12 protein-coding genes and 1 tRNA gene are annotated in these 11,760 nt (G+C 55.7%); 10 read left to right on the plus strand and 3 right to left on the minus strand.

All coding sequences use genetic code 11. The features are described 5' to 3' along the window. Positions 1-271 precede the first annotated feature (271 nt). From RBB44_RS10335 to RBB44_RS10345, 3 genes are all read left to right on the plus strand, one after another. A complete protein-coding gene (locus RBB44_RS10335) occupies positions 272-856 on the plus strand; it encodes a hypothetical protein (protein WP_306147285.1) in 585 nt (194 codons plus the stop codon). Positions 857-1,324: 468 nt separating this feature from the next. Then, on the plus strand, positions 1,325-1,468 hold the full coding sequence (locus RBB44_RS10340; protein WP_306147286.1) for a hypothetical protein: 144 nt from the start codon (positions 1,325-1,327) through the stop codon (positions 1,466-1,468). Positions 1,469-1,934: 466 nt separating this feature from the next. Then, the gene (locus tag RBB44_RS10345; protein ID WP_306147287.1) at positions 1,935-2,387 is read left to right on the plus strand and encodes a hypothetical protein; all 453 of its coding nucleotides are present in this window, start codon (positions 1,935-1,937) and stop codon (positions 2,385-2,387) included. Here the strand turns inward: RBB44_RS10345 and RBB44_RS10350 are convergent. From RBB44_RS10350 to RBB44_RS10360, 3 genes are all read right to left on the minus strand, one after another. Further along, positions 2,381-2,614, minus strand: coding sequence for an ATPase (locus RBB44_RS10350; protein WP_306147288.1), 234 nt, complete (start codon positions 2,612-2,614; stop codon positions 2,381-2,383). The two genes, RBB44_RS10345 and RBB44_RS10350, sit on opposite strands and share 7 nt — an antisense overlap. A gap of 158 nt (positions 2,615-2,772) precedes the next feature. Beyond that, complete coding sequence (locus tag RBB44_RS10355; RefSeq protein WP_306147289.1) at positions 2,773-4,053, minus strand: integrase arm-type DNA-binding domain-containing protein; 1,281 nt, start codon at positions 4,051-4,053, stop codon at positions 2,773-2,775. Positions 4,054-4,222: 169 nt separating this feature from the next. Further along, a tRNA-Ser gene (locus tag RBB44_RS10360) sits at positions 4,223-4,312 on the minus strand. Between the two features lie 784 nt (positions 4,313-5,096). On the opposite strand from RBB44_RS10360, the gene RBB44_RS10365 reads away from it, so the two are divergent. The 7 genes from RBB44_RS10365 to RBB44_RS10395 all read left to right on the plus strand — a co-directional run bounded on the left by RBB44_RS10365 (position 5,097) and on the right by RBB44_RS10395 (position 11,517). Continuing rightward, positions 5,097-6,197 (plus strand): septal ring lytic transglycosylase RlpA family protein, encoded by a 1,101-nt coding sequence (locus RBB44_RS10365; protein WP_306147290.1) that lies wholly within the window; start codon positions 5,097-5,099, stop codon positions 6,195-6,197. Positions 6,198-6,303: 106 nt separating this feature from the next. Further along, the gene (locus RBB44_RS10370) at positions 6,304-7,425 is read left to right on the plus strand and encodes a D-alanyl-D-alanine carboxypeptidase family protein (RefSeq protein ID WP_306147291.1); all 1,122 of its coding nucleotides are present in this window, start codon (positions 6,304-6,306) and stop codon (positions 7,423-7,425) included. Positions 7,426-7,510: 85 nt separating this feature from the next. Then, a complete protein-coding gene (gene tmk / locus RBB44_RS10375; protein WP_306147292.1) occupies positions 7,511-8,185 on the plus strand; it encodes a dTMP kinase in 675 nt (224 codons plus the stop codon). 2 nt (positions 8,186-8,187) lie between these two features. After that, the gene (locus RBB44_RS10380; protein WP_306147293.1) at positions 8,188-9,255 is read left to right on the plus strand and encodes a DNA polymerase III subunit delta'; all 1,068 of its coding nucleotides are present in this window, start codon (positions 8,188-8,190) and stop codon (positions 9,253-9,255) included. Between the two features lie 90 nt (positions 9,256-9,345). Then, complete coding sequence (locus RBB44_RS10385; RefSeq protein WP_306147294.1) at positions 9,346-10,158, plus strand: TatD family hydrolase; 813 nt, start codon at positions 9,346-9,348, stop codon at positions 10,156-10,158. Further along, positions 10,155-10,997 (plus strand): MBL fold metallo-hydrolase, encoded by an 843-nt coding sequence (locus RBB44_RS10390; protein ID WP_306147295.1) that lies wholly within the window; start codon positions 10,155-10,157, stop codon positions 10,995-10,997. The genes RBB44_RS10385 and RBB44_RS10390 overlap by 4 nt, the downstream gene beginning before the upstream one ends. Beyond that, complete coding sequence (locus RBB44_RS10395) at positions 10,987-11,517, plus strand: regulatory protein RecX (RefSeq protein WP_306147296.1); 531 nt, start codon at positions 10,987-10,989, stop codon at positions 11,515-11,517. Before RBB44_RS10390 ends, RBB44_RS10395 begins: the two co-directional genes overlap by 11 nt. The last annotated feature ends 243 nt before the right edge of the window (positions 11,518-11,760 follow it).

Raw genomic sequence — 11,760 nt, forward strand, 5'->3', positions numbered from 1 at the left:
CCTTCTTGAATTCGGTGCCGGGATTTCACCGGCTGCGGCAGGGTGGCCTCTGACGAGATTTCCCCTCGCGCCTAGGGCCTGAAGACCGCCCTTCAGATGGCCTACTCCCGCAACTATCTCCCGAACTTCTCTGTGTATCCGGGCTGTCAGCATCACGGTTTCGCTTGGGATTTCTGAATTCGTAAACCGATCTTAACACTTTATCTAAAACAGTGCAAGAAACATTGCATAAATATTGCGGAAATGTTATGAGTGTGACAACAATCGGGACATGAAACGTTTTATGTATGGTTTTGCTCGCACCCGTCCGGGTCTGAAATTGGCAGATCAAAGAGCCGCGTTGACCGCCTATGCCGGTGACGATGAGCTGAAGCTTGTTGAAGAGCGTCGGGGCAGTGATATCGGGCTGGCCGAACTTCTTAATGCGCTGCGTCCTGGCAACGTCCTGATCGTCTATCGGCTGGTTGCCCTGGTGCCGCCGAAGCAGGAATTAGGGACTAAAGCACCGCGCACAGCCTTGAAGGAAATCCTTCAAACGCTCGTGGAAAAGAAGGTGAAGGTCATAGAGGTTCACACTGGCAGAACGTGCGACAACCCAGGGGATGCAGCCCTTGCTGTTGCCGAAGCTTTCACGGATCTGTCCGGCTACAAACGGCAGAAAGCCGGGCCGGGGAGGCCGAAGGCAAAGCCGCTGGAGCCTGTTGAGCATCAGCGGCTCTTCGGGATCTGGAAGAATTCGATTGACTATCCGACCAACGCCGCCGCTGCGGCTGCAATGGGCAAGGGGTGGACAGTCTCTAAGGCGATTAAAACGTTTGGGAATTCTGGCCGTGGAACTGGAAGGCCGAAGAAATGAAGCGACGTAGCCGCAACGAAAAAGCAAAGCGCCTTTCGAAGACTATGGACGGCGAGACTCCTTGGTATTGGGGCTTAAGCACAATGGAGTGGCATACGCTAATCCTTTTCTGCGGTTTAGCGTTCTGCGGAGTGATCGTGGTTTTGTCGTGGTTATTCCCATAATTCGATTTGGAACATAGGAGCCGGGACGATGGCAAGGATCAACGCAGAGGCCAGAAACGATGACGCATTCCGGAGGTCAAAAGATCCGCGCCTAGCGCTCGTTGAATACCGGCCTTTTGATATGTCGTTTGTGGTTCGAATGCCTCGCTCACAGGGGTTACTTGGAGACCGCACCTTGATGGATGCTGAAACAGGCGAGGCGGCAAAGTTCTTCGAAGGGGAATTTTCCAACGAGATCGAACTCGCGCAGCGCATGGATCGTGTTTCAGAAGTCTTTCGCAGTTTGTAAAAGGAGGAGGGAGCCGTGAACGACCAATCTAAAGAAAAGCCCTGGGGATCGCACAGTACGGTTGAAGAGCTGGAAAAAGCCTTGGCGCGCACCGCCGATCCACAGGAGGAAAGCAGCATTCGCGAGCTTATACGGTACAAAAGACTTTATTCGAAGTGACGGAGGTTATCTCAAGTGCATGAAGATACAGGTCAAAACGTTGCCGCGTATTTTGCGCTTGTCGTCTTCTGTGCCGGTGTTGGTCTTCTTGTTTGGTCTGAGTTTCACAGTTGGTCGGGCTGGTTGGGTGAGGCGATTGGTTTGAATTGAGGGAGCTTGGGCATGCTGGAAAAGCCGATGACGCGAGCTGAGTTTCTGGTGGTGGCGTCCACATACATCATCCTGACAAGCGATGTTCTCGCTGCGTACATCCAGGGCCTTCTGGGGCTATGAGCGCCGCTCAGATGCGCATCGACGGTTATTACTGGGTGAAACATCCTCGCTATGGCTGGCATGTCGCTTGTCTCAAGTATGGCGAGTGGCTTTTGAGCATTTGTGATCCCTCTGTACGCTACTCGGAGACCGATTTTTTAGAGATCAGTAGCCGTATTAGAGATCCTGATGAGCAGTGTGTTGGTGCTTAGAGATGCATGATAATATTACGATTTTCAATTCAATGACGGGCGCTCTTTTGGACGAGCTTTATCGCTCGTTTCCTTCTCCAAGGCAGGTGGATACTAAGGCGCTCTATGAAGCGGCTGGTCTACGTTTTTCTTCATACGACGAAATGGGTGTAACTGTCGAAAAGATCAAAGACGGCGACGGTGAAGACAAATCAGAAGAGTTAAAATTCCTTCATCGACACGTTGTTAAGTGGCTCGTGGATGAGGGTTTTGTCCGCGATGTTGGGAGCCGCAGGTATGTCCTTACCAGCAAGTCTCTGTCAGTTATGAATGCGCATCCGGCCAGCCTGGGAGGCTCGCTCGGGGCCAAGCTTCGTGACGCTGTATCAGATGCTGGTGGTGAGGCTGGTCGTGCTGCAGTTAGTGAGACCGTTGGTATGATCATCGGTGGCGTTGTGCGCGGGCTCTCTCAGTAGTCATCGGCATTCAGCAGCCGTTCAAACTCCATCTCGACGGCTGACTTGGCTGCGGCCTTCGTATCTTCCTGGCCGCGGCTGATAGCGGCCTTCCCATTTACGAACCAGTACCAATGCCGGCCGCCGTTCTCCAGATAAACGCGGGCTGAGATGTCGGGCAGGGAATCGCATTGCGCGGTGCCGTCGTTGTCCCGATCCGGCCAAGTCTTTTTCCAAGTGATGTTCATGGCGTGTTTATAGGGCGACTTTCCATCGCCTGTCATGGATCAGAAAAGGAACAAAAGTGTCCCACTTTCACGGCCGTGGAAAAAAGTGGGACGATTAGGTCCGAAAAGATCAATAAAAACAAAGGGGAAATTTGAGTTTGGAGGCCCCGACCGGAATCCTACCCGTCGCTTTTTGCCTGGCGGCCATAGTTGGGCGTTTTCCGGGGCAAATGAATGACTTGCGCCAATGGCATTTGGTCCTCCATCAGCATATCCGCCCATTCCTGAAAGAGGCGCGTGCGTTGCTTAAGATAGAGCGCGCGATTGTAAGCGGCTTCAACTTTGTCCTTTGGGACGTGGGCAAGCGAAAAGTCGATCACTGTCCGTTCATCTGGATACACCTCATTGAGGATCGTTGAGAACGATGAGCGCCAGCCGTGTGGAACATGGCGGTGATGGTATCCGGCGCGATTGAGAAGGTATCCGATCGCATTCTCGGACATTGGCTTGTGTGCGTGGCGGCTGTTCGGGAATGCCAGCGGCCCGCGGCCCGTGATTTTTCTCAAGGTGGCGATCGCTTCAACGGCTTGCCGAGAGAGCGGGACCAGATGATCGCGGTTTTCATCTTCCTTGTACTGTTTGCGCAGCTTCATCCGCGCCGCGGGAATGGTCCAGATGCAATCCTTTTCCTCCAGGTCTTGCCATTCCGACCAGGGAGTCGTGATCAGGGTTCCGGGGCGGATGGCAGTTAGAGCAAGGATGCGGTGGGCAAGCTTTGTGACCGGATGCGCGGGCTCGGTATCAACTGCTCTGACAATTGCCCGGCATTCCTCCAGATCCGTGATCGCGGGTTGGCGGCCGCGCTTGATGGGCGCCATAGCCTTCTCCACCTGCGCTGCTGGGTCATTGTCGCAGACGCCGGAGCCAATCCCGAAAACAAACACGGCCGACACACGCTGGCGGATCCTGCGAGCTGTTTCCTTCGCGCCCCGTTTTTCCACGACGCGGAGCATTTCAAGAACCTGGCGGGCGGTTATCTCTTTGATCGCCATTTGGCCGATCGCGGGCAGCACTTCCTTTTCAAGGGATCGCCAGACATCGCTGGTGTGCTTCTCGGTCCATTGATCTTTGTTGAGGTCAAACCAGTCCCGCGCGATCACTTCGAAAGTGTTTTCTTGGTCTGCGGTTTGTTGCGCTGTGCGCTGCCGTTTGGCGTCTGCGGGATCTTTGCCGCTCTTGAGTATGGCCTTTGCTTCGTCTCTTGCGTGGCGGGCTTCAGCGAGGCTCAGGCTTGGGTATTCGCCGAGGGACAAGAGTTTTTCTTTTCCCTTGATCTGGTAACGGTATCGCCAAAAGCGGCCGCCAGCCGGTGTTAGATACAAATGCAAGCCGTGGCTGTCTGTAACCTTCGTTGGTTTCTCGGGTGACTTGATCCGCCTGATTTTTGCATCGGTTAGCATGCTCTCTCCACCCCATACCCGGTTTTTTCAATACCCGCACCCGCTTCCGTACCCGTTTTTGCAAGAGATAAACCGGGTATGTTTGGGACTAGTTGGGAAACCATAAGCGCAAAAACCCTGTTTTTACAAGGCTTTTTGGGTCATTTGGGGAGTGTCTGGGAAGGGCTGCTGGCGGAGGGGGTGGGATTCGAACCCACGGAACGCTTGCACGCTCGACGGTTTTCAAGACCGTTGCAATCGACCACTCTGCCACCCCTCCGGCGCAGAGCAAAAGCCTGAAAGGCTCATGCGAGAGCACCCGTTTCCCCGGTCTTGCCTTCAAAGTCAAGCAGGGAAATCAGAATTCGGGGTGATTGCCCACAAGACTGTCCATCGACTGCCATCGTCCGCGCGCCTTATGCCGGGCCGAAACACGCGTTCGTAAAACAAAACTGAGACTGTTTGGACCGTCCCGGGCGTTGATTGAAATGGCGGCCTGGATGGGGGGCTGTGAGGCAACCATCTAAAGACCAACACCCGGGAGGGTCGAAGGGGCCGCCGATCCAGTGTCGTGGGCAGGGGTCGAACCGGCGGCCTTAAGCTGGAGGTGGGTCCAGCATTGCTTGTGACAGGGCGGTCACCAGCAATGAACACACCTTACGAGGTAGCCCAAATATACGTTGTGACGTGTGTCACATCCTGTCCATTTGGCGATAAATCTGAGCCCGTGACCTTTGAGCAACAACCTGTAGCGCTTGACGATCCACATAATTTAGTTCGCCTTTGCAGGGACTTAGGGTTCGCGGCTTTGCTTTTCCGTCAAACGAACCGGTGGAAAGGTTCCTCCTGCGTGCATTCGGCGTTATTGCAGGGTCGACGGGCGGTTTACTTTGAAGTAAGACGTTTGCCGTTACATGGCGTGTGGTTTGGGATGCATCGCGGGGGCAGTGCGTCTAAGATTCCGGCAAGTTGCCGGGCACACCTTTGAAACCGGTTGCCGGACGGCCGGATCAATAGTCGCGTGAGCTCAGGGGCTGCCAGCGCGTTGTGAGTAGGATGGCGGGATGCATGGGATCGGCGGGCAGACTTGGCGCTTGGATGACAAGTCTATCGAAGACACTGGCATTGTTTCTTCACGAAATGACCGAACGGGTTCTGTGATGCGGCAAGTGCGCACCATTTTGATGGTTGCAGCCGCCGCCGGATTTGTCGCCGCCTGCGGATCCGCGCCACAAGAAAAAGCGAAATTCAGCCCGAAAAAGTATGGCGTTAAAGGCAGCCCGAAAGTGGTTGCCGCCGGAAAACCTGTTCCCAAAGGCGGCGGTCGCTACGTCGTTGGCAAGAAATATAAGATTGCCGGAAAGTGGTATTACCCGAAACACGAGCCGAACTATAAAAATGTTGGGCTGGCATCCTGGTACGGGCCGACGTTCCATGGCCGTAAAACCGCGAACGGTGAGGTCTTTGACCGCAACGCACTGACAGCTGCGCACACCACCATGCCGCTGCCGTCCTACGCCCGTGTCACCAACATGAACAACGGCCGGTCCATGATTGTGCGGGTCAATGACAGGGGGCCATTCCACGGCAACCGCATCATTGATCTGTCTGAGCGGGTCGCCAACATGCTGGACACCAAAAGTGCCGGTGTTGCCAAGGTCAAGGTCGAGTATGTTGGCCGCGCGCCGCTTCATGGTCAGGATGAAACCTACCTGATGGCGTCGTATAACGGTCCAGGCGCTGTTCAGCCCGGCACTAGCCGTCCGGGCACTTTGATTGCCCAAAATGCTCCGCGCCTTGTTGTTGGTCCGACACAAGCCCCGCCACCGCGGCCATACAGGCCGTCTGCAACGCTTGCGTCCGTGGCAACACCTGGAACCACGATTGCAGCCGCGTTTGATCCGGCTATCGCCTTCGAAGCTGGCTCCAGCAATGTTCAGGTGGCAGCCAACAATCGGTTTGAGCCGCAACCGGCAGCCTATGCACCGGAAAGCGGCGTGCTTGGCACGTTGACTGTACCGGCTGAGCAGGGTCTGACCCCAGGAAGTGCAATCTCTTCCTACATGGCGAACCGGCGTGTGTCGGATGCCCATGAGATGCTCTCCTTTGTGTCCAGGTCCGGTTTGTCCTTGAAGTTGCTTGCTCGCCAGGCAGCTCTGGATTGAGTGATCGGGGCTGATGATGCGACGTATCTTCAGCCGCATGCCGCATATCCCAAACCTGATACCAAACTGCTTGTCCGGCCTTACAAGGTGCTCTGCTGCGGTCTTGGTGTCTTTGTTTGCTAATGTAAGCGTTCAGGCAGAGCAGCTCACCACGAAGGCGCCGAAAGCACTTCTTTATGAGCCCGCATCCGGCACAGTTTTGTTCGCGAAGGATGCTGACGTTTCCTTCGCGCCGGGGGCTTTGGTCAAGGTCATGACCGCGGCGACGGTTTTTCAGGCGTTGTCGGACGGCGAACTGACGCCGGATCAACTGTGCACTGTCAGCGAACACGCATGGCGGACAGGCGGGGCCCCGTCTGGCCGTGGTGCCACTATGTTCGCCGCAATCAAGTCAGAGATTGCCGTTGAGGACTTGCTGAAGGGCCTTTTGGTTCATAACGGCAACGACTCCGCGATCATTCTGGCTGAGTGTCTGGACGGCTCCGAGGCCGCCTTTGCGGACCGCATGAACACGCTCGCTGCCGAAATCGGTATGGTGAACAGCAGCTTTGGCAATCCGACCGGATACGAAGAAGCCGTCAGCACCACGACGGTGCGCGATCAGGTGCGCCTCGGTGAATACATCGTCGAAGAGCATCCCGACCGGTATGCGATGTTCGCAATCCCCGAATTCACTTGGAACAACATCTTCCAGCGCAACAAGAACCCGCTCCTTGGGGAAATCCGCAATCTTGATGGACTTGGCGGCGGTGCACATTCGGAAGACGGATATTCCGGCCTTGGATCCATTGACCGCAATGGCCGCCGGATCATAGCCGCAGTTGCCGGCCTCACATCAGACAACCATCGCCTGGCCGCCTTGAAAGAAATATTTGAGGGAACCTGGGAATTTTATGCCGTTAAAACCGTCTTTCCAGCCGGAGAAATGGTGGCCGAAGGCCGTGTTTTTGGTGGTGTCGACGGCACTGTCCCACTAATATCTGAAGCAGATATTGATGTATTTCTGCCGCGCGGCGGAACCCTGGAATACCGGCTGCGCGTAGTCTATCAAGGCCCACTTGTAGCGCCGATTGCAGCTGGCGCCCCTGCCGGAGAACTTCAGGTAATCGGCCAGGACGGCGTGGTTCACAGGGCACCGCTCGTCACCGGCGCATCCGTTCCGGAAGGCGGCCTCGTCGGCAAGGCGCTGGACAGCGTGCAGGAACTTCTGTTTGGCTGGATCGGATAACAAAATCCTGAGACCCGCCGGTTGACAAACCCCCGTTCGGCCCGGCAAGGCAAACAGCGGAAAAAGAAAACAGGGCCGGAACCAGGTGCAGGGACACTTTATCAGTTTTGAAGGCGGTGAGGGGGCTGGCAAGTCCACCCAAATTGCCCGGTTGAAGACTTTTCTGGAAAGCCTGGGCAAGACGGTGGTCGTTACGCGTGAGCCAGGCGGGTCGCCCGGCGCCGAGAAAATTCGCGCCATGCTCCTGTCCGGTGAAGCCCGTGATCTCGGTCCACGCGGCGAAGCCATGCTCTTTGCAGCCGCGCGTGCAGATCATGTGGATACGTTGATCAAGCCAGCGCTGGAACGTGGCGATTGGGTCCTGTGCGACCGCTATTCGGACTCCACGTTAGTGTACCAGGGGGAAGCGGGCGTAGATCTGAACTATTTGAGGCTTTTGGAAACCGCAGCCGTGGCCGGTGTCCGGCCGGAACTCACAATCCTGATTGATGTGCCGGCGGAACTCGGCCTGGCTCGGGTGCAGGAACGCGCGAAGACAGACACAAGCGGTGGGCCGGACCGCTTCGAGGGCGAGGCTCTTCGTGTCCACGAAGGCCGCCGGAAGCGTTTTCTGGATTTGGCAACGGAAGAGTCTTACCGCTTTGCCGTCATCGATGGATCGAAGGATTTGGAGACTGTCAGCACATCCATTCAATCCGCAGTCGAGGCTGCCTTTCAGGATCAGTTGAACCGAGATACTCTGGCGCAGGAGGCCGACTGACTTTGGCGCGCAGAAACGAACCTGTTGAAACTCCAGAGGTCGATGCCCTGCCGGGTATCCCACTGCCGCACCAGCGCAACGTTCTGATTGGTCATGGTGAGACGGAGAAGAGCCTTCTGGACGCTTACCGCTCAGAGCGGCTGCACCACGCCTGGATCCTGGGCGGGCCGAAGGGTATCGGCAAGGCGACACTGGCATTTCGTTTCGCCAAGTTTGTTCTGGCCAATCCGGACCGGTTCGGACCGCAAGCAGCGATGGTGCACGATCTCAGTGTTCCCGAAGACCATCCTGTCGTCCGGCAGGTCGCTGCAGGCGGGCATCCGAACATCTTGCATTTGCGCCGGCCCTGGGATGACAAGGGTAAACGGTTCAAGGCCGATCTTCCCGTTGATGAGGTTCGCCGAACCGTTAGTTTCTTCGGAACAACTGCATCGGCGCGGGCCTGGCGGGTCTGTATCGTTGATGCCGCTGACGATATGAATGCAAGTTCTGCCAATGCGTTATTGAAAATACTTGAAGAACCACCTGAACGGTGTTTGTTCCTCGTCTTGAGCCATGCGCCGGGGCGGTTGCTCCCCACGATCAGGTCCAGATGCCGACGGGTGGACATGGCGCCGCTCTCTGAAACCGACATCGCCAACGGTCTGCGCGATCTTGCCGGACATGCGATCCCCGATTCCAGGGGACTATCTGAAATCGCCCAGACCGCCGATGGCAGTTTAAGAGCAGCATTGACGCTCTTGGCAGGCGATGGTTTAGCGATCGCCCAGGGCACGAGAAAACTCGCAGAAGCCGGCAGTCAGATGGATTTGAAAGCGCTTCATGCCTTGTCCGATCTGGTTGCCGCGCGCGGTCAAACCGACAACTGGGAGAGCTTTCAACACGTTGCAGAAACCTGGCTGCATGGTCAAATGCGCCGGTCGATTGCAGCCGGCACCGGCGCCGCCTATGCCTATGTGAAACTCTGGGAAGGCACACAAAAAGCAATTGTAGAATCTGATGCGCTTAATCTCGACCGCAAACAGGTTGTTCTGGATTTCTTTTTGAATCTCCGGTCCGTACGGACATAACTTGCGTAAATTTGATGTCTGGTTTTTCAATTACCAGCACCGTATGTACCTTTTTGAAAACACCACCTGAAACGTTCAGAACGGCATTCCATGATTGTTGACAGCCACTGCCACCTCGATTTTCCTGACTTTGACGGCGAACGTGACGAGCTCATCGCCCGGGCAAAAGATGCGGGCGTTGAGTTGATGGTGACGATCTGCACCCATATCCGAAAGTTCGATCAGGTGCGCGCCATCGCTGAAGCCTACCCTGAGGTCTACTGTTCTGTCGGCACCCATCCGCACAATGCAGGCACTGAACGCGGTATCCCCGTCGACGAAATTGTCCGACTGACTGAGCATCCGAAAGTTGTCGCTATTGGTGAAGCCGGGCTCGATTACTTTTATGACAAGGCGCCGAGGGACGCTCAGGCAGAAGGCCTGCGGATCCATATCGAGGCAGCGAGGCAGACTGGTTTGCCTTTGGTCATTCATTCCCGCGATGCGGACGACGACATGGCGGCGATCCTACGCGAGGAAACGGGGAAGGGGGCCTTCCCTGCCTTGCTGCACTGTTTCTCCTCCGGTCGCGATCTTGCCCTCACCGGCATTGAACTCGGTTTCTACGTATCGTTCTCCGGCATCCTGACGTTCAAGAAGTCCTTGGAGTTGCGCGACATCGCCCGGGAGCTGCCGGCCGATCGGTTGCTTGTGGAAACCGACGCCCCTTACCTTGCCCCCCAACCAAGACGCGGCAAGCGCAATGAGCCAGCTTACACTGCGATGACAGCTGCCATTTTGGCGGAGGTTCGCGGCGTGAGCGAAGAAGAGATCGCCCGACAGACCACAGAGAATTTCTTCCGTCTTTTCAGAAAAGTACCGAAGCCGGAAAGTGTTTCCAACGAAGTAGCGGGCGCAGCATGAGTGTCCGGCTGACGATCCTCGGCTGCGGGTCTTCCGGCGGCGTTCCACGGATTGGGAACGATTGGGGAAAGTGCGATCCTAAGGAGGCTAAGAACCGGCGGCGGCGTTGTTCACTACTTGTGGAAAAGTTTGGGGATAACGGCTGCACAACGGTGTTGATAGACACGGGCCCGGACCTGCGCGATCAGCTTCTTGGTGCTGATGTTCAACGCATGGATGCTGTGCTTTATACCCATGCGCATGCAGACCATCTTCACGGGATTGATGATCTGAGGGCGTTCATGGTCCGTGATCGGCGGCGGATCCCGGTCTACATGGATAGCCCGACGTTCGACAAAGCGATGTCTGCCTTCGGCTATTGTTTTGAAACGCCCAAGGGATCCAGTTATCCACCCATTCTCGATCGGCATGGTATGACGGCGGGGATGCCGGTTGCGATCGACGGCCCTGGCGGGGGCCTTGAGTTTTTGCCGATTGAAGTTACGCACGGTGAAATCAATGCGCTTGGGTTTCGGATTGGAAACACGGCCTATGTCCCTGATGTTTCGGATATTTCGCGTGAAAGTTTCGATCTTTTGACCGGGTTGGATCTGCTTATTTTGGATTGTTTGCGCCGCAATCCGCACCCCAGCCATTTCAATTTGGACGACGCGCTCAGCTGGTCAAAGGACCTTGCGCCCAAAAAAGCGATTTTCACCAATCTTCACAACGACTTGGACTATGAAACACTGAAAGCTGAGCTGCCGGATGGCATCGAGCCGGCTTTTGATGGTCTTCAAGTTCTGATCGACGGTGCATTGGCGGAAACCATGCCCAGGATCGCGGCGGATGCCGGCTGAACGGCGATACAAGATCCCGACAGAAGACCGCTTGACCCGGTCCGCGGTTCACTATCTTGAGCGGTACGCGAGCACCGAAGCCAATTTACGGAAAGTGCTTGAACGGAAGGTTGCCCGCGCGTGTCATGCGCTCGATTTGGTGGCGGACGATTACAGCGATCTCATCAAAGGCATCGTCGCCAAATGCGTCCGCAATGGCATGGTCAATGACCGCGGGTTTGCAGAGATGAAACTGGCGAGCCTTCGGCGAAAAGGCCAGTCGACGAAGAAGATCGAAGCACAACTGCGGGCCAAAGGCGTTTCAGCACACATTATCGAAGCTGTGATGGCCGAAGACACGTCGGAAGATCGGACAGCCGCGATCGCTTATGCAAAGCGCCGACGGTTCGGACCGTTCCGTGATCAGGCTAAACGGGATGACCGGCGCTTAAAAGACATCGCTGCGATGTGCCGCGCTGGTTTTGATTACGAGACCGCTCGTCAGATCATTGACGCAGACCTGGACGATCTCTGCGCATAGATCCCGAGCGTGGACTGTTTCAATGTGCGATGCGGAGGTGATGACTGCAAACCAGTGTCGATATCACACGATGAGAATTTACGTTTCAAAGTGTCCCGTTGGACCGTAACTCCGCTGTTTCTGTGGTTATATTAAATGTTCCATAATATTGATTATGCGTATTTTACTTGTAGGCGCCGGGCTAAAATGTCTCACATTCGCAATTCAAAAATGTCACGCTCCCCGTGTTCTTTGGGATGTTGG

It is taken from the genome of Roseibium sp. MMSF_3247 (assembly GCF_030733765.1).
Taxonomy (GTDB): Bacteria; Pseudomonadota; Alphaproteobacteria; order Rhizobiales; family Stappiaceae; genus Roseibium.